21 protein-coding genes are annotated in these 24,006 nt (G+C 62.3%); 4 read left to right on the forward strand and 17 right to left on the reverse strand.

What is annotated here, in order from left to right:
- Positions 1-2: 2 nt before the first annotated feature.
- The 15 genes from rnhB to rpsB all read right to left on the reverse strand — a co-directional run bounded on the left by rnhB (position 3) and on the right by rpsB (position 14,470).
- Positions 3-629, reverse strand: coding sequence for a ribonuclease HII (gene rnhB / locus P3C50_RS20250; RefSeq protein WP_275547331.1), 627 nt, complete (start codon positions 627-629; stop codon positions 3-5).
- Complete coding sequence (gene lpxB, locus P3C50_RS20255; protein WP_275547332.1) at positions 629-1,762, reverse strand: lipid-A-disaccharide synthase; 1,134 nt, start codon at positions 1,760-1,762, stop codon at positions 629-631. The genes rnhB and lpxB overlap by 1 nt, the downstream gene beginning before the upstream one ends.
- 5 nt (positions 1,763-1,767) lie before the next feature.
- Positions 1,768-2,544 carry an acyl-ACP--UDP-N-acetylglucosamine O-acyltransferase gene (gene lpxA / locus P3C50_RS20260; protein ID WP_275547333.1) on the reverse strand — a complete coding sequence of 259 codons (777 nt, stop codon included), beginning with the start codon at positions 2,542-2,544 and terminating at the stop codon, positions 1,768-1,770.
- Positions 2,541-2,981 (reverse strand): 3-hydroxyacyl-ACP dehydratase FabZ, encoded by a 441-nt coding sequence (gene fabZ, locus P3C50_RS20265; RefSeq protein WP_003244215.1) that lies wholly within the window; start codon positions 2,979-2,981, stop codon positions 2,541-2,543. The genes lpxA and fabZ overlap by 4 nt, the downstream gene beginning before the upstream one ends.
- A 47-nt stretch (positions 2,982-3,028) precedes the next feature.
- On the reverse strand, positions 3,029-4,090 hold the full coding sequence (gene lpxD, locus P3C50_RS20270) for a UDP-3-O-(3-hydroxymyristoyl)glucosamine N-acyltransferase (protein WP_197857847.1): 1,062 nt from the start codon (positions 4,088-4,090) through the stop codon (positions 3,029-3,031).
- Entirely contained in the window at positions 4,087-4,590 is a 504-nt protein-coding gene (locus P3C50_RS20275) for an OmpH family outer membrane protein (protein WP_197857846.1), read from the reverse strand. The genes lpxD and P3C50_RS20275 overlap by 4 nt, the downstream gene beginning before the upstream one ends.
- A 44-nt stretch (positions 4,591-4,634) precedes the next feature.
- Positions 4,635-7,010, reverse strand: coding sequence for an outer membrane protein assembly factor BamA (gene bamA / locus P3C50_RS20280; protein WP_275547334.1), 2,376 nt, complete (start codon positions 7,008-7,010; stop codon positions 4,635-4,637).
- 85 nt (positions 7,011-7,095) lie between these two features.
- A complete protein-coding gene (rseP, locus tag P3C50_RS20285; RefSeq protein WP_275547335.1) occupies positions 7,096-8,448 on the reverse strand; it encodes a sigma E protease regulator RseP in 1,353 nt (450 codons plus the stop codon).
- 60 nt (positions 8,449-8,508) lie between these two features.
- Positions 8,509-9,693 (reverse strand): 1-deoxy-D-xylulose-5-phosphate reductoisomerase, encoded by a 1,185-nt coding sequence (ispC, locus tag P3C50_RS20290; protein ID WP_275547336.1) that lies wholly within the window; start codon positions 9,691-9,693, stop codon positions 8,509-8,511.
- Entirely contained in the window at positions 9,690-10,505 is an 816-nt protein-coding gene (locus tag P3C50_RS20295; protein ID WP_275547337.1) for a phosphatidate cytidylyltransferase, read from the reverse strand. The genes ispC and P3C50_RS20295 overlap by 4 nt, the downstream gene beginning before the upstream one ends.
- Positions 10,505-11,251, reverse strand: a complete 747-nt coding sequence (gene uppS / locus P3C50_RS20300; protein WP_197857841.1) for a polyprenyl diphosphate synthase — start codon at positions 11,249-11,251, stop codon at positions 10,505-10,507. The genes P3C50_RS20295 and uppS overlap by 1 nt, the downstream gene beginning before the upstream one ends.
- A gap of 17 nt (positions 11,252-11,268) precedes the next feature.
- Positions 11,269-11,826 carry a ribosome recycling factor gene (gene frr, locus P3C50_RS20305; RefSeq protein ID WP_275547338.1) on the reverse strand — a complete coding sequence of 186 codons (558 nt, stop codon included), beginning with the start codon at positions 11,824-11,826 and terminating at the stop codon, positions 11,269-11,271.
- Positions 11,823-12,566, reverse strand: a complete 744-nt coding sequence (gene pyrH, locus P3C50_RS20310; protein WP_147809583.1) for a UMP kinase — start codon at positions 12,564-12,566, stop codon at positions 11,823-11,825. Before pyrH ends, frr begins: the two co-directional genes overlap by 4 nt.
- A gap of 188 nt (positions 12,567-12,754) precedes the next feature.
- Positions 12,755-13,618 carry a translation elongation factor Ts gene (gene tsf, locus P3C50_RS20315; RefSeq protein ID WP_275547339.1) on the reverse strand — a complete coding sequence of 288 codons (864 nt, stop codon included), beginning with the start codon at positions 13,616-13,618 and terminating at the stop codon, positions 12,755-12,757.
- 111 nt (positions 13,619-13,729) lie between these two features.
- The gene (gene rpsB, locus P3C50_RS20320) at positions 13,730-14,470 is read right to left on the reverse strand and encodes a 30S ribosomal protein S2 (protein ID WP_275547340.1); all 741 of its coding nucleotides are present in this window, start codon (positions 14,468-14,470) and stop codon (positions 13,730-13,732) included.
- Positions 14,471-14,795: 325 nt separating this feature from the next.
- Between rpsB and map the strand changes: the two genes are divergently transcribed.
- Positions 14,796-15,578, forward strand: coding sequence for a type I methionyl aminopeptidase (gene map, locus P3C50_RS20325; RefSeq protein WP_275547341.1), 783 nt, complete (start codon positions 14,796-14,798; stop codon positions 15,576-15,578).
- Positions 15,579-15,638: 60 nt separating this feature from the next.
- Positions 15,639-18,335: a [protein-PII] uridylyltransferase gene (locus P3C50_RS20330; protein WP_275547342.1), complete on the forward strand. Its 2,697-nt coding sequence runs from the start codon at positions 15,639-15,641 to the stop codon at positions 18,333-18,335.
- A 38-nt stretch (positions 18,336-18,373) separates the two neighbouring features.
- On the opposite strand, the gene P3C50_RS20335 is transcribed toward P3C50_RS20330, so the two are convergent.
- Positions 18,374-20,266: a methyl-accepting chemotaxis protein gene (locus tag P3C50_RS20335; protein WP_275547343.1), complete on the reverse strand. Its 1,893-nt coding sequence runs from the start codon at positions 20,264-20,266 to the stop codon at positions 18,374-18,376.
- A 201-nt stretch (positions 20,267-20,467) separates the two neighbouring features.
- Between P3C50_RS20335 and dapC the strand changes: the two genes are divergently transcribed.
- Entirely contained in the window at positions 20,468-21,664 is a 1,197-nt protein-coding gene (gene dapC / locus P3C50_RS20340; RefSeq protein WP_275547344.1) for a succinyldiaminopimelate transaminase, read from the forward strand.
- A 164-nt stretch (positions 21,665-21,828) separates the two neighbouring features.
- Here the strand turns inward: dapC and P3C50_RS20345 are convergent, their stop codons facing one another.
- Positions 21,829-23,463: a Na+/H+ antiporter gene (locus tag P3C50_RS20345; RefSeq protein ID WP_013716429.1), complete on the reverse strand. Its 1,635-nt coding sequence runs from the start codon at positions 23,461-23,463 to the stop codon at positions 21,829-21,831.
- A gap of 178 nt (positions 23,464-23,641) precedes the next feature.
- On the opposite strand from P3C50_RS20345, the gene P3C50_RS20350 reads away from it, so the two are divergent.
- The gene (locus tag P3C50_RS20350) at positions 23,642-23,989 is read left to right on the forward strand and encodes an ArsC family reductase (protein WP_013716430.1); all 348 of its coding nucleotides are present in this window, start codon (positions 23,642-23,644) and stop codon (positions 23,987-23,989) included.
- The last annotated feature ends 17 nt before the right edge of the window (positions 23,990-24,006 follow it).

Below are 24,006 nucleotides of genomic sequence, written 5' to 3' on the forward strand. Positions count from 1 at the left end.
CTTCAGATCGTGGCTACGATGCAATCCGCGACGACAGGCTCGAGCAGCGCGCGCACCGGCGCGAAGGAGCGCCGATGAATCGGCGTCGGCCCCAGGCGCTGCAGCGCGTCGAGGTGAACGGGCGTAGGGTAGCCCTTGTGGCCGGCGATGCCGTAGCCAGGATAGAGGCGGTCCATCTCGACCATCTCGCGGTCACGGCTGACCTTGGCCAGTATCGACGCCGCAGCGATCGCCGGCACCCGGCCGTCGCCCTTGATCACCGGCGCACTCGGCACGGCCAGTTTGGGGCAACGGTTGCCGTCGATCAGCGCCAGTCTGGGCGTCACACTCAGGCCCTCGACGGCACGCTGCATGGCCAGCATGGTGGCATGCAGAATATTCAGGCGGTCGATCTCTTCGACCTCGGCGCGGGCGATGCACCAGGCCAGGGCCTTTTCGCGAATCTCGTCGAAAAGCACTTCGCGGCGCAGCTCAGTGAGCTTCTTCGAATCATTCAGCCCGAGAATCGGCCGCGCCGGATCAAGGATCACCGCAGCCGTGACCACCGCGCCGCAGAGCGGACCACGGCCGACTTCGTCGACGCCGGCGACCAGTTCCTCGACCAGGGTGAAATCGAGCCCCAGCTGCATCAGTCGCGCCCCGCCAGCTTGAGCACGGCATCAGCCGCCGATACCGAGGCGTCGCGGCGCAGTGCGCGATGGATCACGTCGAAGCCTTCGGTCTGTACCTGGCCACCGTCGATCAGTGGCGCCACGGCCTGGGCCAGCGCCTCTGGCGTCGCCGCGTCCTGAATCAGCTCGGGCACCAGCAGGCGCTCGGCCAGCAGGTTAGGCAGCGAGATATAGGGGCTTTTCACCAGGCGCTTGAGAATGCGATAGGTCAGCGGCGCAACACGATAGGCCACCACCATCGGGCGCTTGTACAGCAGCGCCTCCAGGGTCGCGGTACCCGACGCGATCAGCACCGCATCGCAGGCCGCCAGCGCCTCATGGGAACGGCCGTTGAGCAAGGTCAACGGCAGGTCCCGTCCGGCCAGCATCTGCTCCAGCTGCTCGCGACGCTCGGGCGTGGCACAAGGCAGAAGGAAGCGCACGCCTGGGCGAAGTGAGCGCAGGCGGATCGCGGCGTCGAGAAACAGCTCGCCAAGACGCGCAACCTCTCCACCACGACTGCCCGGCATCAAGGCCACCACCGGCTCGTCCTGCGGCAGATCCAGCGCTTCGCGTGCAGCGGCGCGGTCTGCCTGCTGCGGAATGGCATCGGCCAGCGGGTGACCGACGAAACGCACCGGCACCTGATGCTCATCGTAGAACTGCGCCTCGAACGGGAACAGGGTCAGCATCAGGTCGCAGGCTTCACGAATCTTCAACACGCGCTTCTGCCGCCAGGCCCAGACCGAGGGGCTGACGTAATGCACGGTCTTGATCCCGGCACGGCGCAGCTTGAGTTCCAGGCCAAGGTTGAAGTCAGGCGCATCGATGCCGATGAACACATCCGGCTTGGCGGCGATCAGATCACGCGCCAACTGGCGGCGACGGCCGAGCAGTTCGAACAGGCGGCCGAGTACTTCGACCAGGCCCATGACCGCCAGACGTTCCATCGGGAAATAGGATTTCAGGCCCTCGGCTTCCATGCGCGAACCGCCGACGCCGATGAATTCGGCATCCGGGTAACGCTGCTTGATGGCCTGCATCAGGCCGGAACCGAGGATGTCACCGGACGCCTCACCGGCGACCAGTGCGACGCGAAGTGGTCTGGTCATAGGAATCAGCGGGTGATGCCGCGGGTGGAGGCCTGGATGGAATCGCGGAAGATCGCCACTTCGGGGAACTGCGCAGCGGACTCGGCCAGCTCGCTCAGCGCCAGCTCCACCGTCAACCCCTGGCGATAGACCAGCTTGTACGCCTTGCGCAATGCAGCGATGGCTTCGGCCGAGAACCCACGGCGGCGCATGCCTTCGAAATTCATGCTGCGCGCCTCGGCCGGGTTACCGAACACCGTGACGAAGGCCGGTACGTCCTTGCCGATGGCAGTGCCCATGCCGGAGAAGCTGTGTGCGCCGATGCGGCAGAACTGGTGCACCAAGGTGTAACCGGACAGAATTGCCCAGTCCTCGACCCAAACATGGCCAGCCAGCGCGGTGTTGTTGACCAGGATGCAGTGATTGCCGATGACGCTGTCGTGCCCGATGTGAGCATAGGCCATGATCAGGTTGTGATCGCCGATGGTGGTTTCGCCACGATCCTGCACGGTGCCCCGGTGAATGGTGACGCCTTCACGAATGGTGTTGTGATCGCCGATCACCAGGCGCGTCGCCTCGCCCTTGTATTTCAGGTCTGGCGTGTCTTCACCGACCGACGAAAACTGATAGATGCGATTGTGCTTGCCGATAACGGTCGGCCCCTTGAGCACTACGTGCGGGCCGATGACTGTACCCTCGCCGATTTCCACATCGGGCCCGACAATGCTCCACGGGCCGACGACGACGTCGTCGGCCAATCTGGCACTGGGGTCGATGATCGCGCGAGGGTCAATCGAACTCATAGCTTGCGTTCCGCGCAGATGATTTCAGCGGAGCAGACTTCCTTGCCATCGACCGTGGCACGGCATTCGAATTTCCAGATGCTGCGGCGGTCGCTCAGGTACTTAGCTTCCAGCGTGAGCTGATCGCCCGGCAGCACCGGCGAGCGGAAACGCAGCTTGTCGGAGCCGACGAAGTAATAAAGAGTGCCGTCGGCCGGCTTCACACCCATCATCTTGAAGCCGAGGATGCCGGCTGCCTGCGCCATGGCCTCGATGATCAGGACGCCCGGCATAATCGGATGCTCGGGGAAGTGACCGTTGAAGAACGGCTCATTGATGCTGACATTCTTATAGGCGCGAATCTGCTTGCCTTCGACGTCCAGGTCCACCACACGATCCACCAGCAGGAACGGATAGCGGTGCGGCAAATATTCACGAATTTCGTTGATGTCCATCATGTCCGGTTAAGCCTGTAAGAAAAGAAAAGAGCACGGTCACGCCGTGCTCAGGCATCAGATGAGACGTTTGCCGTCTGGGTCACGGCGGCCAGCTGTTTTTCCAGCTCGCGCAGACGCTTGGCCATCTCGTCCAACTGACGAATACGGGCTGCGCTCTTCTTCCACTCGCCCGCTGGTTGCATGGCGGTACCGGAAGAATAGGCGCCCGGCTCGGTGATCGAGCGGGTCACCATGGTCATCCCGGTGACGAACACGTTGTCGCACACCTCGATATGACCGACCATCCCCACACCACCGGCGATCATGCAGTTCCTGCCAATCTTGGTGCTGCCGGAAATCCCGCAGCAGCCGGCCATGGCGGTGTTGTCGCCGATCTGCACGTTGTGCGCGATCATGATCTGGTTATCCAGCTTCACGCCATTGCCGATCAGGGTGTCGGACAGCGCACCGCGATCGACCGTGGTATTGGCACCGATCTCGACGTCATCGCCGATGGTCACCCCACCGATCTGCGCGATCTTCTGCCAGACGCCCTTCTCGTTGGCGAAACCGAAGCCCTCGCCACCGATCACCGCGCCGGACTGGATCACCACACGCTTGCCGATCTGCACGTCGTGGTACAGCGTCACGCGCGGCGCAAGCCAGCCGCCATCACCGATCACGCTGCGAGCACCGACCACGCAATGGGCACCAATGCTGACCTCAGCACCGATACGCGCACCGCTCTCGATCACCGCATAGGGACCGATACTGGCACTCGAATCGACAACGGCGTCGTCGGCGACGTGCGCAGTGGCATGAATGCCCGCGGCCGCCTTGGGCTTGCGGTCGAACAGGTGGGAAAGCTGGGCGTAAGCCAAATACGGGTTGGCAACGATCAAGGCATCGCCAGCGTAGCCTTCGGCATCGGCTGCGGTCAGCAGCACGGCGCCGGCCTGAGTTTGCGCTAGGTGCTTGCGGTATTGGGCATTGGCCAGGAAGCTCAACTGTTCGGGCCTGGCCTCCTGTAAGGTGGCCAGGCCCGTAATGACCTTAGCTTCAGCGCCACGCAAGGTGGCGCCCAGGCGCTCGGCCAATTGGCCGAGAGTAACTGTCACAGTCATGCTCAACGCATCTGGTTCATGCGCTCGATGACTTGGCGAGTGATGTCGTACTGAGGCTTGACATCGATCACCGCGCCGCGCTCGAGCACCAGGTCGAAGTTACCGTTCTTGATCACTTCCTCGACGGCCTTGTCCAGGTTCGGCTTGAGCTTGGCCAGCATTTCACGGTCAGCGACGGCCTTGGCTTCGTTCAGCTCCTTGGACTGGAACTGGAAGTCACGGGCCTTCTGCTTGAATTCGAGCTCGAGACGCTCGCGCTCGGCCTGCTGCATCTTCTCGCCATCCTTGACCATGCGATCCTGAATGCGCTTGGCATCGCTTTCCAGGGTCTTGAGCTTGTTCAGCTGCGGGCCGAACTTCTTCTCGGCATCGACCGCGTAGCGCTTGGCCGCATCCGACTCAAGCAGCGCCATCTGATAGTTCAGCACGGCCACCTTCATCTCGGCGAACGCCGGAGTGGCGATCAGGGCGGCGGTGAACAGAACCAGTTGAGTCAACTTACGCACAATGCACTCCTGCAACAAAACTGTTGGCTTTCGGTGAATGACTTTTAGAAGGTCTGGCCCAGGGAGAACTGGAATACCTGAGTATCGGCATCATCCGGCTTCTTGATCGGCATGGCCAGGCTGAAACTCAGCGGGCCCAGTGCAGTGATCCAGGTCAGGCCGACACCCACGGAGCTGGCCAGATTGCTGAAATCGACATCGCAACTGTCGCTGAGCTTCTTTTGACTGGACGAGCAGTTGGTGTCGAAGACGTTACCCACATCCCAGAACAGCGCGGTGCGCAGCGAGCGCTGATCCTTGACGAACGGCAACGGGAAGAGCATCTCGACACCGCCCTGGACGAGAACGTTACCACCAAAGGGCAGCGGATCCTGATCCGGGTCACGCAGGGTTCCTGGTTTCCCCCCTGGGTTGCCCGCGCCACGACTCGGCGTACTGCGCGGACCCAGGCTGCTGTCCTCGAAGCCCCGCACCGAGTTGAAACCACCCGCGTAGTAGTGCTCGTAGAACGGCAATTCCGCGGTGCTACCGTAGCTGTCGCCATAACCCAGTTGAGTGTGGAAGCGCAGGGTGTAGTTGTCGCTGATCGGGGTGAACACCTGGCCACGGTAGTCGAGTTTGTAGAACGACAGGTCGCTACCCGGCAGGGTGGTCTCCAGCACCAGGCTCTGCGAGTGGCCACGGTTGGCCAGCACGCCACGGTTCAGGGTCGACTCGGACCAGCCGATGGAGCCCTTGAAGTTCAGGTAGTTGTCACCCTCAGCGTCGATGAAATCGAAGATTTCGTCGACGGTGTAACGACCGGTGTCGATGCTGTCCTGCTGCACGGTCAGGCCGTAGGTCAGGCGCGAGGTCTCACTGATCGGGTAGCCGATGTTGATACCGGCACCCAGGCTGTCCACCGAGTAGCTGGATACGTCGACATCGAGCTCATCGTAGTCGGTGGTACGGTAGAAGGCGTTGTAACCCAGGCTGACGCCGTCGACGGTCCAGTAGGGGTCAACGAAGCCAAAGCTGTAACGGGTCTGGTATTCACTGCGGGTCAGGCCGATGCTGACGCGGTTACCGGTACCGAGGAAGTTGTTCTGGCTGATCGAACCACCCAGGATCAGACCGGCATTCTGGGCAAAGCCGACGCTGGCGGTAATGGAACCGGACGGCTGCTCTTCGACGCTGTAGTTGACGTCGATCTGGTCGTCGGTGCCCGGTACCTGCGGGGTTTCGACATTGACTTCCTTGAAGAAGCCCAGGCGCTCGAGGCGCACCTTGGACTGGTCGATCAGGTAGGTCGAAGCCCAGCCACCTTCCATCTGGCGCATTTCGCGGCGCAGCACTTCGTCTTCGGACTTGGTATTGCCACGGAAGTTGATGCGGTTGACGTAGGCACGCTTGCCTGGATCGACGAAGAAGGTGATCGAGACGGTGTTGTCCTCGTCGTGCGCTTCCGGCACACCATTGACGTTGGCGAAGGTGTAACCCTCGTTACCCAGACGACGGGTGATCAGCTCGCTGGTGGTGGTCATGATCTTGCGCGAGAAGACCTGCCCTTCCTTGACCAGCAGCAATGCGCGCACATCTTCTTCCGGAACCTTGAGGTCACCGGACAGCTTCACGTCGCGGACGCTGTACTTTTCGCCCTCTTCGACGTTGACGGTGATATAGACGTGTTTCTTGTCCGGCGTGATGGATACCTGGGTCGAGCTGATATCCATGTTGATATAGCCGCGGTCCAGGTAGTAAGAGCGCAGACGCTCCAGGTCACCGGACAGTTTTTCGCGGGCGTACTTGTCGTCGTTCTTGAAGAAAGACAGCCAGTTGGTGGTTTTCAGCTCGAACAGGTCGACCAGATCCTCATCGGAGAACACGGTGTTGCCGACCACGTTGATGTGGGAGATGGCCGCTACGGTGCCTTCGTTGATGGTGATCTTCAGCGCCACGCGGTTACGCGGCTGCGGAATCACTTCGGCCTCGATCTCGGCCGAGTAGCGGCCCTGGGCGACGTACTGGCGCTGCAGTTCGTTACGCACGCCTTCGAGTGTGGCGCGCTGGAAAATCTCGCCCTCGGCCAGACCGGACTGGTTCAGGCCCTTGAGCAGATCTTCGGTGGTGATGGCCTTGTTGCCTTCGATCTCAATACCGGAAATGGAAGGACGTTCGACCACGGTAACGACCAGCACGTCGCCATCGCGACCAAGCTGGATGTCCTGGAAGAAGCCGGTACGGAACAGCGAGCGAGTGGCATCCACCAACTGGCGATCATCGACGGACTCGCCCACGTTGAGGGGCAGTGCGCCGAACACGCTGCCGGCGGACACCCGCTGCAAGCCATTGACGCGAATATCGGAGATGGTGAAGGACTCGGCGTGAACTTCGGCGATCATCAATGCGGACAGTACCGCAGGTAGCAGCAGACGTTTCATGAAGTCCTTTCTTATTCCAACTGACGATAAAAACTGCCGCTTAAGCGACACTTCTTTTAAATCTCAAGAGCGTATTCAGCAATGCTCACAGGCGGCTGAGGTCGTTGACCAGGGCGAGCAGCATGACCCCGATGACCAGACTGATGCCGATCTGCATCCCCCAACCCTGAACCCGCTCAGACAAGGGGCGACCACGCACCCACTCGACCAGATAAAACAGCAGATGCCCACCATCCAGCACGGGAATGGGCAGCAGATTGAGAACTCCCAGGCTAATGCTCAGATATGCAAGGAATTTCAGGAAATCCCCCAGCCCTGACTCAGCTGAAGCGCCCGCCACTTTAGCAATGGTTATCGGCCCACTCAAGTTTTTTACCGAGAGCTCTCCGAACAGCATTTTCTTCAGCGAATCGAGGGTCAACAGGCTCATTGCCCAGGTCTGACGCATGCCCTCGGCGACACCTTTGAGCGGACCGTAACGCACCTCGCGGAGCATCTCGGCAGGCCATTCAACGCCCTGAACGCCCGCGCCCAGGTAGCCACTGCGGGCCTCGCCCTCGCCTCGCGACGCCAGAGTCAGCTGCACATCCCTCTCCTGGCCATCGCGCTCGAAACGCAGCGCGACCGTCTCGCCCGGCAGCGCCCGCACGCGATCGACCAGATCCTGCCAATCGGCCAGCGCTTGATCATCGAGCGCCAGCAGGCGATCACCCGGCTGCAGGCCGGCAGCATAAGCCGGCCCTTTGGAATCGACTTCAGCCAGCACAGGCTCCAGCACCGGACGCCATGGGCGAATACCCAGCGAACCGATCGGGTCCGGTTCATCGACACCACGCAGCCAGTTGTCCAGTTGCACCTGCTTGGGCGTTTCGACCGTGGAGCCCGACTCGGTCACACGCAGGTCGAGCGCGCCGCTTTCACCCAGACGCCGCACCAGTTGCAGGTTGACCGCCGCCCAGCCATTGGTGGCCTCACCGTCGACCGCGACGATCTCCTGCCCTGCACGCAGCCCGGCAGCCTCCGCCAGGCTGTCCGGCTGCACCGCACCGATGACGGGGCGCACCTGCTGACTGCCGAGCATGGCGACGAACCAGAAGAACAGCATCGCCAGCAGGAAATTGGCCAGCGGGCCGGCAGCGACGATAGCGATACGCTGGCGTACGCTCTTGCGATTGAAGGACTGCTCGACAAGCTCGGGCGGCACATCGCCCTCGCGCTCATCGAGCATCTTGACGTAGCCGCCCAGGGGAATGGCGGCAATGACGAATTCGGTGCCGTGGCGATCATGCCAGCGCACAAGTGGCGTGCCGAAGCCGACGGAGAAACGCAGAACCTTGACGCCGCAGCGCCGGGCCACCCAGAAGTGCCCATACTCGTGAAAGGTCACCAGGACACCCAGCGCGATCAGGGTGCCAACCAGCATATACAGCCCACTCATTTCACTTCTCCAGCCCTACGGGGCCGCTCAGGTTCTGATGCATGCCGGATGATCGCCGGCTCAACGAGCGGCCAGCCACTGCGCGGCCAACTCACGCGCCCGGGCGTCGGCTTCGAATACCGCGTCGAGCGCTTCGACAGCCCTGACCGGTTGCGCGTTCAGCACGGACTCAATCATACCCGCGATATCGACGAAACGGATGCGTCGCTGCAGGAACGCCTCGACCGCCACCTCGTTGACCGCATTGAGCGTCGCCGGCGCACTGCCGCCGGTCTGCGCCGCCTCGCGCGCCAGACGCAGGCAGGGAAAACGCTGCTCGTCAGGGCGCTCGAAATCCAGGCGACCGACGGCGAACAGATCCAGAGCAGACACTCCCGAATCGATACGCTCCGGCCATGCCAGGGCATGGGCGATAGGCGTGCGCATGTCCGGGTTGCCGAGCTGGGCCAGGACCGAACCATCAACGTAATCGACCAGAGAATGAATCACGCTCTGCCGGTGGATAACCACCTCGATCTGTTCGGGACGCGCGTCGAACAACCAGCAGGCCTCGATCATCTCCAGGCCCTTGTTCATCATGCTCGCCGAATCGACCGAAATCTTGCGCCCCATCGACCAGTTCGGATGTGCACAAGCTTGCTCGGGCGTGACGTGCTCCAGCTCGACCAGGGGCGTTTCGCGGAAAGGTCCGCCGGAGGCCGTCAGCAGCACGCGGCGCACACCGACTGCCTGCAGGCCGCGCGAATAATCACCTGGCAGGCACTGGAAAATGGCGTTGTGCTCGCTGTCGATCGGCAGAAGAACCGCCCCGCTCTGCTTGACGGCCTGCATGAACAAGGCGCCGGACATCACCAGCGCCTCCTTGTTGGCCAGCAGTACCTTCTTGCCGGCCTGCACGGCCGCAAGCGTCGGCTTGAGCCCGGCAGCACCGACGATGGCAGCCATCACGCAATCGACGGCCGCATCGGCGGATACCGCGCACAACCCCTCCTCGCCGATCAGCACTTCGGTCGCCAGTCCGGCGACACGCAAACGGTTCTGCAGCTCGAGCGCCGAATCGGCATCAGGCACCACGGCGTAGCGCGGGTTATGGCGCACACAGAGCGCCTGCAGCTCCGCCAGGCGGGAATAACCGGTAAGGGCGAATACCTGGTAACGCTCGGGATGACGAGCGATCACATCCAGCGTGCTGAGACCGATGGAGCCGGTCGCGCCCAGCACCGTGACCTGTTGCACTGCACTCACAACGAGCCCCAGCCGGCCAGCCAGAGCAATGTGGCGAATACGGGAATCGCTGCGGTAAGACTGTCGATACGATCCAGCACGCCACCGTGGCCTGGCAGCAGATTACTGCTGTCCTTGATCCCGGATTGGCGCTTGAACATGCTTTCGGTCAGGTCGCCAACCACGGAAATCAGCACCACCACGGCAGCGCCGGCCATGGCCAGCAACAGCCCCGTGCCGGACCAGCCTTGCTGCAGCCCGACCAGCAGGGTGATCAGCAGACTAGCAGCGAGGCCGCCATACAACCCTTCCCAGCTCTTGCCCGGGCTGACCCTGGGCGCCAGCTTGCGCTTGCCGAAGGTCTTGCCGGAGAAATAGGCACCGATATCAGCGCCCCAAACCAGCACCATCACCGCGATGATCAGCGCATTGGCCTGCGGCCACTGCTTGAGCAGAACCAACCCCTGCCATGCCGGCAGGAGAATCAACAGGCCGATCAGCAAACGGCCCGGTACACCGCCCCAGTAACGACTGCTATCGGGATAGCTCAGCACCAGCATGGTCGCCACCAGCCACCACAGCACCGCCACCAGCAAAAGCATCGGCGCGACGGCCGGGACCAGATACAGCAAGCCGAGCAACACAGCCACCGCCGCAGCATAAGCCACGCGCAGCGACTGCGCATCGAACCCCGCCAGCCGCGCCCACTCCCACGCACCCAGGGTGACCACTGCCCCAATGAACAGCGCGAAGGCGCCACCTTCGAGCAGGAAGAAACCGCCCAGAGCAATGGGCAGCAGTACCAGCGCCGTGATGATTCGTTGTTTGAGCATTAGGAGCGTGCCTCAGCTTCCACCTGCTCGCTGGTCTTGCCGAAGCGACGCTGGCGGGTAGCGAAATCGGCCAGCGCCTTGCGCATGGCCTCGTGCTTGAAATCCGGCCAGTAAAGGTCGGAGAAGTACAGTTCACTGTAGGCCAACTGCCAGAGAAGGAAATTGCTGATGCGGTGCTCTCCCCCCGTGCGAATGCACAGGTCGGGCAAGGGCAGGTCACCGGTTGCCAGACAGCCCTGGAGCAATTGCGGGGTAATGTCTTCGGCTTGCAAATGCCCCGCCTGCACCTCACGCGCCAGGCGCTGAGCGGCCTGGGCAATATCCCACTGACCGCCGTAATTGGCAGCGATCTGCAAGGTGAAGCGACGATTGCCGGCAGTCAGCAGCTCCGCTTCGCGCATGGCAGCCTGCAACTCAGGATGGAAGCGCGAGCGGTCGCCGATGATGCGCAGGCCGATGTCGTTATCCAACAGACGCTTGGCCTCACGGCGCAGCGCGCCGAGGAACAGCTCCATCAGCGCACCGACTTCTTCGGCCGGGCGCTGCCAGTTCTCGCTGGAAAAAGCGAACAGGGTCAGCACCTCGACACCCGACTCGGCACAGACCTCGATCACCGCGCGAACCGCGTCGACCCCGGCCTTGTGCCCCGCCACACCCGGCAAAAGGCGCTTCTTCGCCCAGCGGTTGTTGCCATCCATGATGATGGCGACATGCCTTGGCACCGCCCCCTGGTTGTTCTTGTCCATGTGTGGGCGCCCAGCCGTCAAACGGCCATCAGGTCCGCTTCCTTGACCTCGAGCGCCTTGTCCACGTCACCGATGAACTTGTCAGTGATCTTCTGCAGCTCGTCAGCAGCGCGGCGCTCTTCGTCTTCGCTGATTTCCTTGGCCTTGGACAGCTTCTTCAGCTCGGCCAGGGCATCGCGACGCACGTTGCGCACCGCAACCTTGGCATCCTCGGCAACGCCACGCGCCTGCTTGGTGTAGCCCTTGCGGGTTTCCTCGGTCAGGGCGGGCATCGGCACACGGATGGTGGTGCCGGCGCTGCTCGGATTCAGGCCCAGGTCGGAAGTCAGGACGGCCTTCTCGATGGCGGCACCGAGATTCTTGTCGTGCGCGACGATCTTCAGGGTACGCGCATCCTCGACGGTGATCGCAGCGACCTGATTGAGCGGCATGTCGCTGCCCCAGGCCGGGACCTTGATGCTATCGAGAATGCTCGGATGGGCACGACCGGTACGAATGGAAGCCAGGTTGCGACCCAGTGCCTCCAGGGACTTGCTCATGCGTTCCTGAGCGTCTTTCTTGATGTCGTTGATCATTGTGCATCCTCCTCGATCAGGGTTCCTTCAGCGCCACCCACTACAACGTTCAGCAGGGCGCCGGGCTTGTTCATGTTGAAGACCCGCAGCGGCATGGTGTGATCACGGCACAGGCAGATGGCGGTCAGATCCATCACGCCCAGCTTGCGGTCGAGCACCTCGTCATAGGTCAGACGCTCGAACTTCTCGGCATGCGGGTCCTTGAACGGGTCGGCAGTGTACACGCCATCGACCTTGGTCGCCTTCAGAACCACGTCGGCATCGATCTCGATGGCGCGCAGGCAGGCAGCCGAATCGGTGGTGAAGAACGGATTGCCGGTGCCCGCGGCGAAGATCACCACTTCGCCGGTCTTCAGGTGGCGCATGGCTTTGCGGCGGTCGTAATGATCGGTGACGCCGACCATGGAGATCGCCGACATGACGATGGCCGGGATGTTCGAGCGCTCCAGCGCATCACGCATGGCCAGCGCATTCATCACGGTCGCCAGCATGCCCATGTGGTCACCGGTGACGCGATCCATGCCGGCAGCGGACAGCGCCGCACCGCGGAACAGGTTGCCGCCACCGATCACCAGGCCGACCTGCACACCGATGCCGACCAGTTGGCCAACTTCCAGCGCCATGCGATCGAGCACTTTGGGATCGATGCCGAAATCTTCCGAGCCCATCAGGGCTTCGCCGCTAAGTTTGAGCAGAATGCGTTTGTAGCGAGGTTGGCGACCAGTGGTCTGCTGAGCCATTGCAAGTCTCTCCTGCGGCGATATGAAATTCTTGAGCAACGCGCCTGGGCGCTGCAATCATCCGGCACTTCGAACGTGCCGACGACCGTAGGTTGCACGGCCGCCTGTACATTTGTCGCCCCTAATTCGGCAAAGAGGCTGCACGCGCAAGCGGGCAGCCTCTCTGGGACAACTGGCCTAACCGCCGATTACTGCTTGCTGGCAGCAACCTGAGCGGCGACTTCGGCAGCGAAGTCGGTCTCGGCCTTCTCGATACCCTCGCCCACTTCGTAACGAACGAAGGAAACGACTTCGGCACCGGCTTTCTTGACCAGGTCACCGACCTTGACTTCCGGGTCCATGATGAAGGCTTGCTCGACCAGACTGGCTTCGGCCAGGAACTTGGCGATACGGCCTTTGACCATGTTCTCGACGATGTTTTCCGGCTTGCCGGCGATCTTCTCGGCGTTCAGCTGCAGGAAGATTTCCTTTTCCTTGGCAACCAGCTCCTCGGAAACCTGGTCCGGCGAAACGACGGCCGGGTTGGAAGCTGCAACGTGCATGGCAACGTGCTTGGCCAGTTCGTCGTTGCCGCCTTTCAGGACGACCAGAACGCCGATGCGGTGGCCGTGCAGGTAGGCACCAACGGTTTCGCCGGAAACGGCGGTCAGACGACGGATGTTGACGTTCTCGCCGCACTTGGCAACCAGGGCTTCACGAGCCGATTCGCGCGAGGCGATCAGCGGAGCAGCGTCGGTCAGGTTCTTCTCGAAGGCTTCATCCAGGCTTTCCTTGACGAAACCTTTGAAGTCATCCTGCAGAGCCAGGAAGTCGGTCTGCGAGTTGACTTCGATGATCAGGCCACGACCACCTTCGACGCGAACGGCGATGGAGCCTTCGGCGGCGATGTTGCCGGCCTTCTTGGCAGCCTTGATGGCGCCGGAAGCGCGCATGTCATCAATGGCTTTCTCGATGTCGCCACCAGCGGCAACCAGGGCCTTCTTGCATTCCATCATGCCTTGGCCGGTACGCTCGCGCAGTTCTTTAACCAGGGCCGCAGTAATCTCTGCCATCTTGAAAATCCTCTCGGTAGGTCTTCAACCAAATCAAATCTTTGAGTGGCAAAAAGGGGGCCTAGCCCCCTTCTTGCACAGCGCATAACGCTAAATGCTTGGCGTTACCGCTTAGCCTTCGGCGCTCTCGACTGCGGCTTCTTCGACGAACTCCTCAGTCGCGCCGCCAGCGTTGCTGCGACCACGGATCACGGCGTCAGCCATGGCACCCATGTACAGCTGGATGGCGCGGATGGCGTCGTCGTTACCCGGGATGATGTAGTCAACGCCTTCCGGGCTGCTGTTGGTATCGACGATGCCGATGACCGGGATGCCCAGCTTGTTGGCTTCGGTGATAGCGATGCGCTCGTGGTCAACGTCGATCACGAACAGAGCGTCCGGCAGACCGCCCATGTCCTTGATACCACCCAGGCTGCGATCCAGTTTTTCCAGATCACGGGAACGCATCAGGGCTTCTTTCTTGGTCAGCTTGGCGAAGGTGCCGTCCTGGGACTGGGTTTCCAGCTCGCGCAGGCGCTTGATCGAAGCACGGATGGTCTTGTAGTTGGTCAGCATGCCGCCCAGCCAGCGGTGATCGACGAACGGCGAGCCGCAACGAGCAGCTTCTTCGCGAACGATCTTGCCAGCGGAACGCTTGGTGCCGACGAACAGGATCTTGTTCTTGCCAGCAGCCAGCTTCTCAACGAAAGCCTGGGCTTCGTTGAACATCGGCAGGGTTTTTTCGAGGTTGATGATGTGAATCTTGTTGCGCGCGCCGAAAATGTACTTGCCCATTTTCGGGTTCCAGTAACGGGTCTGGTGGCCGAAGTGCACACCGGCCTTCAGCATATCGCGCATGTTGACTTGGGACATGATAGTTCCTTGATAAGTCGGGTTAGGCCTCCACGCATCCCAGTTTCCAACCCTCGAACTTGTCGAAAGGCACCCAGGAAACCGTGTCGATACGTGTGTGGGTTTAGGCTTTCGGACGTAGTGCCCGTAAAGCGGCGCGTTTTATACCACACAAAGCAGCCGCAAGCTACAGGATTCAGGCTGCAAGTAGAGGCGAACCCCCTGCACCGGCGACCACCGCGCTCAGCTTGCGGCTTGTAGTTTGAGGCTTGCAGCTGCCTTTTGGGGCTTGCGCCTCGTAGCTGCTAAGATACTCCCCTTTTCCGTACGCGCCCGAGAGCTTCATATGACCGTCACCATCAAATCCGCCGAAGAAATCGAGAAAATGCGCGTGGCCGGCCGCCTGGCCGCCGAAGTGCTGGAGATGATCGGCGAGCACGTCAAGCCGGGCGTGACCACCGAAGAGCTGGACCGCCTCTGCCACGACTATATCGTCAACGTACAGCAGGCCATCCCCGCCCCGCTCAACTACAAGGGCTTCCCAAAGTCGATCTGCACCTCGATCAACCACGTGGTGTGCCATGGCATTCCCAACGACAAGCCGTTGAAGGATGGCGACGTACTGAACATCGACATCACCGTGATCAAGGATGGCTACCACGGCGATACCAGCAAGATGTTCATGGTCGGCAAGGTCGCCGAATGGGCCGAGCGTCTGGCCAAGGTCACTCAGGAATGCATGTATAAAGGCATCGAACTGGTCAAGCCGGGCGCACGCCTGGGCGATATTGGCGAAGTGATCCAGAAGCATGCCGAGAAGAACGGTTTCTCCGTGGTCCGCGAATACTGCGGCCATGGCATCGGCGCCGTGTTCCATGAGGAGCCGCAGGTGCTGCACTACGGCAAGGCCGGCACCGGTATGGAGCTCAAGGAAGGCATGACCTTCACCATCGAACCGATGATCAACCAGGGTCGCGCGGAAACCCGCCTGCTCGGCGACGGCTGGACTGCGATCACCAAGGACCGCAAGCTTTCCGCACAGTGGGAACATACCGTGCTGGTCACCGCCGATGGCTACGAGATCCTGACCCTGCGCAGTGACGACACTCTGCCGCGCACGTCCGCCTGAAACACAACCGCAACGGTGCGCAAGTCGCACCCTATGCCCTATATAAAGGAAGGCAATTGCATGCCGCAGATGGACCCCGAACTGTTTGACCGAGGTCAGTTCCAGGCCGAGCTGGCGCTCAAGTCCAGCCCCATCGCTGCATTCAAGAAGGCCATCCGCAGCGCGCGTGAAGTCCTTGATGCGCGCTTTCGCGAGGGTCGCGACATTCGCCGCCTGGTCGAGGATCGCGCCTGGTTCGTCGACCAGATCCTGCAGGAGGCATGGAAGCGCTTCGCCTGGAGCGAGGACGCCGATATCGCCCTGCTCGCCGTCGGTGGTTACGGCCGCGGCGAACTGCACCCCTACTCGGATATCGACCTGCTGATCCTGCTCGGCAGCGACGATCACGAGGTGTTCCGCGAGCCCATCGAAGGCTTCCTCACCCTGCTTTGGGATATTGGCCTGGAAGTCGGCCAGAGCGTGCGCTCGGTGGATGAATGCGCCGAAGAAGCGCGCGCCGACCTGACGGTGATCACCAACCTGATGGAAAGCCGCACCATTGCTGGCCCGGAACGCCTGCGCCAGCGCATGCAGCAGGTCACCAGCACAGAGCAGATGTGGCCGAGCAAGCACTTCTACCAGGCCAAGCGCGACGAGCGCAGAGCGCGCCACGCCAAGTACAACGACACCGAATACAACCTCGAGCCCAACGTCAAGGGCTCGCCCGGCGGCCTGCGCGACATCCAGACCGTGTTGTGGGTGGCCCGCCGCCAGTTCGACACCCTCAATCTGCAAGCCCTGGTCGGCCAGGGCTTTCTGCTGGAGAGCGAATACGCCCTGCTCTCCTCCAGCCAGGAGTTCCTGTGGAAGGTGCGCTACGCCCTGCACATGCTGGCCGGGCGCGCCGAAGACCGCCTGCTGTTCGATTACCAGGCGAAGATCGCCGCTCTGTTCGGCTATCAGGACGGCGACGGCAAGCGCAGCATCGAACACTTCATGCAGAAGTACTACCGCGTGGTGATGGCCATCTCCGAACTGTCGGATCTGATCAACCAGCACTTCGAGGAAGTCATCCTGCGTGCCGGCGAAAGTGGCCCGGCAACGCCCTTGAACAGTCGCTTCCAAGTGCGCGACCGCTACATCGAGGTCACCCACCCGAACGTCTTCAAACGCACGCCGTTCGCCATCATCGAAATCTTCGTGCTGATGGCGCAGCACCCGGAGATCAAGGGCGTACGCGCCGACAGCATCCGCCTGCTACGTGACAGCCGCCACCTGATCGATGACGAGTTCCGCAAGGACATTCGCAACACCAGCCTGTTCATCGAACTGTTCAAGTGCAAGGAAGGTATTCACCGCAACCTGCGGCGGATGAACCGCTACGGCATTCTCGGCCGCTACCTGCCGGAGTTCGGCCATATCGTCGGGCAGATGCAGCACGACCTGTTCCACATCTATACGGTCGATGCGCACACTCTCAATTTGATCAAGCACCTGCGCAAGTTCCGCTGGCCGGAGCTGGCGGAGAAATTTCCGCTGGCCAGCAAGCTGATCGAAAAGCTGCCCAAGCCGGAGCTGATCTACCTCGCCGGCCTCTACCACGATATCGGCAAGGGCCGCGGCGGCGATCACTCCGAACTCGGCGCGGTGGATGCCGAAGCCTTCGCCCGCCGCCATCATCTACCGGCCTGGGACGGCGCACTGATCGTCTGGCTGGTGCAGCATCACCTGGTGATGTCCACCACCGCGCAACGCAAGGACCTCTCCGACCCGCAGGTGATCCACGATTTCGCCCAGTTCGTTGGCGACCAGACGCACCTGGATTACCTCTACGTGCTGACCGTGGCCGACATCAACGCCACCAACCCCAGCCTGTGGAATTCCTGGCGCGCCAGCCTGCTGCGTCAGCTCTACACCGAGACCAAGCGCGCCCTGCGCCGCGGCCTGGAAAACCCGCTGGATCGCGAAGAACAGATTCGCCAGACGCAGAGCGCCGCCCTGGACATCCTGGTGCGCGGCGGTACCGACCCGGACGACGCCGAGCAGCTATGGAGCCAGCTCGGCGACGACTACTTTCTGCGCCACACCGCCAGCGACGTGGCCTGGCATACCGATGCCATTCTCCAGCATCCCAACGATGGCGGCCCGCTGGTACTGATGAAGGAAACCACCCAGCGCGAATTCGAGGGCGGTACGCAGATCTTCATCTACGCACCGGACCAGCATGACTTCTTCGCCGTGACCGTGGCGGCGATGAGCCAGCTCAACCTGAACATTCATGACGCGCGGATCATCACTTCCACCAGCCAGTTCACCCTGGATACGTATGTCGTGCTGGATGCCGACGGTGGCTCGATCGGCGACAACCCGGCGCGAATCCAGCAGATCCGCGCCGGCCTGATCGAAGCACTGAAGAACCCCGACGACTACCCGACCATCATCCAGCGCCGGGTACCGCGCCAGCTCAAGCACTTCGCCTTCGCCCCGCAGGTGACCATTCATAACGACGCGCAGCGGCCGGTGACCATCCTCGAGCTGACCGCCCCGGACCGCCCCGGCCTGCTGGCACGGATCGGACGCATCTTCCTCGAATACGATCTGTCGCTGCAGAACGCCAAAATCGCCACCCTCGGCGAGCGCGTCGAAGACGTATTCTTCATTACCGACGACAAAGGCCAGCCGCTGTCCGACCCCGAGTTCTGCGCGCGCCTGCAGGAAGCGATCATCGCCAAGCTCGCCGAGCCAAGTGCCCCGAGCACGACGCAGATCACCTTCTGAGCAGCTGGATGCGGCGGGCGCCGCACCCTGGACCGGAGTCAGATCCTGAAGCTGTCCACCAGTTGCTTGAGGCGGCGGACCTGCTGATCCAGCTCGGTACAGGCGCTGAGGCTGGACTGCAGGTTGCGCACGCCATCCTGGTTCAGCGTGTTGATCTCGGTGATGTCCATGTTCAGGCTCTCGATCACCGAGGTCTGCTCCTCGGTGGCGGTGGCCACTGACTGGTTCATGCCGTCGATTTCACCGATGCGATGGGTCACCCCGCGCAGGTTCTCGCCGGCCTGCCCACCGATGCGCACACTGTCGTCACTGAAGCGACGACTCTCGGCCATGGTCGCCACGGCGTCACGGGCTCCAGCCTGCAGTTGCTCGATCATCTGCTGGATCTCCAGCGCCGAGCTCTGCGTGCGCTGCGCCAGGTTGCGCACCTCATCGGCGACCACGGCAAAACCTCGCCCGGCCTCACCGGCACGCGCCGCCTCGATGGCGGCGTTGAGCGCCAGCAGGTTGGTCTGCTCGGAAATGCCCTTGATCACATCGAGAATCTGGCCGATGTCGTTGCTCTTCTCGCTGAGCAGTTCGATATGCCGACCGGAAGCCTGGATCTTCTCCGACAGCTCCCCCATCGAACTCAGGGTCCGTTCCACCATGCCCTGGCCTTCCTCGGCGTCACGGCGCGCATCACTGGCCTGCACGGAAGCATCGGCAGCATTGCGCGCGATCTCCTGGGCGGCTGCACCGAGCTCGTTGATCGCGGCGGCGACGCTGTCGGTGCGCGCGGCCTGTTCACTGGAGTTACCCATGGAGGCATTGGACGCCTGCACCACGGTGCTGACCCGTGCATGCACCTCGCGGGTCGCCGAGGCCACTTCGCGGATGGATTCGTGAATACGCTCGACGAAGCGGTTGAAGGCCCCCGCCAACTCACCGAACTCGTCGCCGGAGGCGATCGTCAGGCGCTGGGTCAGATCCCCCTCACCTTCGGCGATGCCGCCCATGGCGTGGCTCATCACGTGCAGCGGACGCAGCAGGATACGGATCAGCGCACCAAGCAGGATCAGGATGGCAACCACGCCGATGATCGTGACCATCAGCGCAGACACGCGAAACTCGCTGAGCGCGGCGAACGCCTTGCCCTCATCGACGGATAAACCGACGTACCAGCGCACGCCCGACAGCCCCTTCACTGGCAGGAAGGTGACCAGACGAGCGCTACCCTCGATGGACGAAGCATCCTGCAGGCCAGGTTGCAGACGTGGTGCACCGCTGGGGAATAGGTCCGCCAGGGTCTTGAGCACCAGGCTCTTGTCGGGATGCACCAGCACCGTGCCCTTCTCGTCGACCAGGAAGGCGTAGCCCATGCCGCCGAGATCGAAGGAATTGAGGATGTCATCAACCGTCTGCAATTTCAGGTCGCCGCCGACCACACCCTGCAGGGCACCGCCAACGCTGACCGGTCGGGTGATGGTGATCAGCAGACCGTCACGCGGATCGGCCGCCAGGTAAGGCTCGGTAAGGCCTGGCCCGCCGCTGCCCACCGCACTCTTGTACCAGGGACGCTGACGAGGATCGTAACCGGCAGGCAACTCGCTGGCCGGGAACTGGGTATAGGTGCCGTCAGCCTGGCCGAAATAGGCATAAAGGAAGGCCGATGCGATGCTGCGATGCTGCAGGTTGCGGCGCAGTGGTTCGGGCGAGCTGTCGTCCTGGACAGATTCGGCGAGGTTATCCAGCAACTGCATGCGCCCATCGAGCCAGTGCTGGATGTTGCCAGTGGAGACGATTCCGACGTCGTTCAGATAGTTGGACAGATTGTCGCGGATCGCATTGCGTTGCAGGTAATCGTTATACAAGGCAAATGACGCGAAAGCCGCGATGACCACCAGGGAAGCAGCCAGCATGATCTTGTGACTGAATTTGAGGGTGCGCATGGAGAGAACTCGCCGGAAGAAGGGATGAACGGGTGACATGAGGATTATCGGCTGAGCGTGTGCCGTCTTGAGCTACACAGGCATCGGTTTGGCGACCTAAACGGATGGAAAACGGACGGACAAAGGGAATTTCCCCAAAGGGCCTGCCGTGCTAGTGTCGCCAGCTTTGTCGCCGCCTCATAAAGGACCCGTCGGATCATCATGAACCACGCCCTCGCCCAGTTGCAGCCCTACCCGTTCGAAAAGCTCCGCGCCCTGCTTGCCGGCGTGCAACCTGCCGCCGACCGCTCGCCGATCGCCCTGTCGATCGGCGAGCCCAAGCACCGCTCACCGGACTTCGTCGGCCAGGCCCTGACCGCCAACCTCGACAAGCTGGCTGTGTATCCGACCACCCTGGGCCTGCCCGAACTGCGCCAGAGCATTGCCAACTGGTGCGAACGCCGTTTCGGCGTGCCGGCAGGCTGGCTGGATGCCGCGCGCCACGTGCTGCCGGTCAACGGTACGCGCGAGGCGCTGTTCGCCTTCACCCAGACGGTGGTCGACCGCGATGCCAGGGGCCTGGTAGTCAGCCCCAATCCGTTCTATCAGATCTACGAAGGCGCCGCGTTCCTTGCCGGTGCCGAGCCGCACTATCTGCCGTGCCTGGAAGCTCACGGCTTCAACCCGGATTTCGAGGCAGTGCCGGCAGAGGTCTGGCAACGCTGCCAGATCCTGTTCCTCTGCTCGCCCGGCAATCCCACCGGCGCGCTGATCCCGGTCGAGACTCTGAAAAAACTGATCGCCCTGGCTGATGAACACGACTTCGTCATCGCCGCCGACGAGTGCTACAGCGAACTGTACTTCGACGAAGATACTCCGCCTCCGGGCCTGCTCAGCGCCTGCGCCGAGCTGGGCCGCAGCGATTTCAAACGCTGCGTGGTGTTCCATAGCCTGTCCAAGCGCTCCAACCTGCCGGGCCTGCGCTCCGGCTTCGTCGCCGGCGACGCCGGGATCCTCAAGGATTTCCTGCTGTACCGCACCTACCATGGCTGTGCCATGCCGGTGCAGACCCAGCTGGCCAGCGTAGCGGCCTGGAACGACGAGGCGCATGTGCGTGCCAACCGTGATCTGTATCGTGAGAAGTTCGATGCGGTGCTGAAAATTCTGGCCCCGGTAATGGACGTTCAGCGCCCGGACGGCGGTTTCTACCTGTGGGCTCGCACGCCGGGTGACGACACCCTGTTCACCCGCGACCTGTTCGCCAGCGAACACGTGACCGTGGTGCCGGGCTCGTATCTGTCGCGCGAGGTCGATGGCGTCAATCCGGGTGCCGGACGCGTGCGCATGGCGCTGGTCGCGCCCCTGGCAGAATGCATCGAGGCCGCCGAGCGCATCGCCCGCTTCATTCGCGGCGCCTGAAGCCCTCTATAGTCGTGGCTAAAGCCCCTCCCCCAGGAACCTGGCATACGGAGGGCCTGAGCCCGTAGGGCGGGTGCAACCCGCCCCCTGCCCGCTGCCGAGGCAGGGCCCGGCGGATTGTTCGCTTCGCGCCTGAATCCGCCCTACGAATGAACGCGGGCGCCTCAGCTATTGTGTAGACGCGCCTCGGCGATATCCAGATCGCGCAGAATTTCGGTCAGCATGTCGTCATCCAGCTCGTTGTCCTTACGCATGCGGTACAGCTCCAGCCGCTGAGTGCGCAGTGCCTGCAGACGCAGGCGGTACTCCAGACGATCCACTTCGCGCTGCTGCTCCCGCGACTCCTCGCCGTCGCGGGCACGCTCGAGCAGGTCGCGGTATTCGCTCATCAGCCGGGCCTTGACCTCCGCCGAGGAAATCGCGCCCTCGGCATTGGCCGCGCGCTCGTCCTCGGATTCCAGGTAGCGAATCGCCGACTCCAGTATCACTGCACGATGACGATTGAGTTCACGCTCGCGCAAGGCCGCATTGTCCTGAGGCAGGCGCGGCAATATCCGCGGTAAAGCCACACTGGCCACCAGCAGCGAGAGCAGGATCACCCCGGCGGCGAGCAGAATCAGCAGATCACGCTGGGGAAACGCCTGGCCACTGTTGAGCAGCAACGGCAGCGACATCACGCCAGCCAGGGTTACCGCCCCACGCACGCCGCCCAGGGTCAGCACTGCGCTCAGCGCGATACGGGACTGCCCGGCGAAACGCGTCGGCTCGCCACGCAGGCGGCGCACCGCCCCGGAAACCCGCCAGTAGCCGTAGACCCAGACGAAACGCAGCAGCATCAGAATCGCGTAGATCGCCACCACCATGCCTAGCGCCTCGAGGGCGAACAGCCAGGGCGCCTCATGCATGCCCAGCGCGGCATCGAGAATGTCAGGCAACTGCAAGCCGAGCAGCAGGAAGATCAGGCCGTTGAATGTGAACTCCAGTAAGGTCCAGACGCTGCGATTGAGCAGGCGCGTGGAGGTCTGCCTGGGCAGCAGATCGAGGCGGCTCTGCATCATCCCTGCCGCCACTGCGGAAAGAATACCGGACAGCCCCAGATGCTCGGCGGCGACATAGGCGGCGAATGGCAGCAACAACAGCAACAGTACGTGCGGTGCTGGGTCTTCCCAGCCACGGGCGATCATCCAGGCGCGCAAACGCCCCAGCAGGTAGCTCAGGGCCACACCAACGGCCAGGCCACCGAAGGCCACCAGCACGAATTGCACACCAGCGTCGGTAATCGAGAACACCCCGGTCAGGGTCGCTGCCACGGCGAATTTGAACGCCACCAGGCCCGAGGCGTCGTTCATCAGCGCCTCGCCCTGCAGCAAATTGTTCAAGGTGCTCGGCAGGCGCCCATGGGTGATCGCCGACACCGCCACGGCGTCGGTCGGCGACAACACGGCGGCCAGCGCGAAGCAGGCAGCGAGTGGCACCTGAGGCAACAACCAGTGAATGAAGTGTCCGGCGCCAAGGATGGTGAAAAACACCAGGGCGAAGGCCAGCAACAGGATCGGCGTGCGCAACTGGCGGAACTGCCCCTTGGGCATTCGCCAACCATCGACGAACAGCAGCGGCGGGATGAACAGCAGCAAAAACAGCTCAGGCTCGAGGCGCACATGCAGCCCCAGCACGGGTATCGCCAGCAGCGCGCCGATCAATATCTGCAGCAGCGGTAGCGGCAACGGGATGAACTGAGCGGTAATACGGGTGCCACTGACCACCAGTAGCATGGTCAGGATGGTGTAGAGCAGTTGCATGGGACCAACCTCGATGGAGCAGGCCCCATTCTAGAGGCTTGCTTGCCTTTGGTGCGAGCCACCCGGCCGCCGACGCCACAACGCAGACGCTACCCGGCGCTCATGGCATAATGCTCGGCCAAAATTTCGAAGACAGACCGCGCCCGCCTAGTGGGGCGCCAGCAACATAGGAAGTGCAATGAGCTACGTCCTCTACGGCATCAAAGCCTGCGACACCATGAAGAAGGCCCGCACCTGGCTCGATGAGCACAAGGTCGACTACGCCTTTCACGACTACAAGAGCGCGGGCATCGACCGCGCCAGCCTGGAAAAGTGGTGCAACGAGCACGGCTGGGAAACCATCCTGAACCGCGCCGGCACGACTTTCCGCAAGCTCGATGACGCACAGAAAGCCGACCTCGACCAGGCCAAGGCCATCGACCTGATGCTAGCCCAACCGTCGATGATCAAGCGCCCGGTACTCGATATGGGCGGCAAGACCCTGGTCGGTTTCAAACCGGATAACTACCAAGCCGCGCTGGCCTGAACAATCTCACCCCGATT

The sequence above is a fragment of the Pseudomonas sp. Marseille-Q0931 genome, from assembly GCF_940789645.1.
Lineage (GTDB): Bacteria > Pseudomonadota > Gammaproteobacteria > Pseudomonadales > Pseudomonadaceae > Aquipseudomonas.

Excerpts from the sequence above, each read along its gene's own strand:
- P3C50_RS20345 (WP_013716429.1), bottom strand. The coding sequence starts at position 23,463 with ATGCAACTGCTCTACACCATCCTGACCATGCTACTGGTGGTCAGTGGC.
- rpsB (WP_275547340.1), bottom strand. The coding sequence starts at position 14,470 with ATGTCCCAAGTCAACATGCGCGATATGCTGAAGGCCGGTGTGCACTTC.
- P3C50_RS20335 (WP_275547343.1), bottom strand. The coding sequence starts at position 20,266 with ATGCGCACCCTCAAATTCAGTCACAAGATCATGCTGGCTGCTTCCCTG.
- frr (WP_275547338.1), bottom strand. The coding sequence starts at position 11,826 with ATGATCAACGACATCAAGAAAGACGCTCAGGAACGCATGAGCAAGTCC.
- map (WP_275547341.1), top strand. The coding sequence starts at position 14,796 with ATGACCGTCACCATCAAATCCGCCGAAGAAATCGAGAAAATGCGCGTG.
- lpxB (WP_275547332.1), bottom strand. The coding sequence starts at position 1,762 with ATGACCAGACCACTTCGCGTCGCACTGGTCGCCGGTGAGGCGTCCGGT.
- dapC (WP_275547344.1), top strand. The coding sequence starts at position 20,468 with ATGAACCACGCCCTCGCCCAGTTGCAGCCCTACCCGTTCGAAAAGCTC.
- P3C50_RS20330 (WP_275547342.1), top strand. The coding sequence starts at position 15,639 with ATGCCGCAGATGGACCCCGAACTGTTTGACCGAGGTCAGTTCCAGGCC.
- uppS (WP_197857841.1), bottom strand. The coding sequence starts at position 11,251 with ATGGACAAGAACAACCAGGGGGCGGTGCCAAGGCATGTCGCCATCATC.
- tsf (WP_275547339.1), bottom strand. The coding sequence starts at position 13,618 with ATGGCAGAGATTACTGCGGCCCTGGTTAAAGAACTGCGCGAGCGTACC.
- rnhB (WP_275547331.1), bottom strand. The coding sequence starts at position 629 with ATGCAGCTGGGGCTCGATTTCACCCTGGTCGAGGAACTGGTCGCCGGC.
- lpxA (WP_275547333.1), bottom strand. The coding sequence starts at position 2,544 with ATGAGTTCGATTGACCCTCGCGCGATCATCGACCCCAGTGCCAGATTG.
- P3C50_RS20350 (WP_013716430.1), top strand. The coding sequence starts at position 23,642 with ATGAGCTACGTCCTCTACGGCATCAAAGCCTGCGACACCATGAAGAAG.
- fabZ (WP_003244215.1), bottom strand. The coding sequence starts at position 2,981 with ATGATGGACATCAACGAAATTCGTGAATATTTGCCGCACCGCTATCCG.
- rseP (WP_275547335.1), bottom strand. The coding sequence starts at position 8,448 with ATGAGTGGGCTGTATATGCTGGTTGGCACCCTGATCGCGCTGGGTGTC.
- pyrH (WP_147809583.1), bottom strand. The coding sequence starts at position 12,566 with ATGGCTCAGCAGACCACTGGTCGCCAACCTCGCTACAAACGCATTCTG.
- bamA (WP_275547334.1), bottom strand. The coding sequence starts at position 7,010 with ATGAAACGTCTGCTGCTACCTGCGGTACTGTCCGCATTGATGATCGCC.
- P3C50_RS20295 (WP_275547337.1), bottom strand. The coding sequence starts at position 10,505 with ATGCTCAAACAACGAATCATCACGGCGCTGGTACTGCTGCCCATTGCT.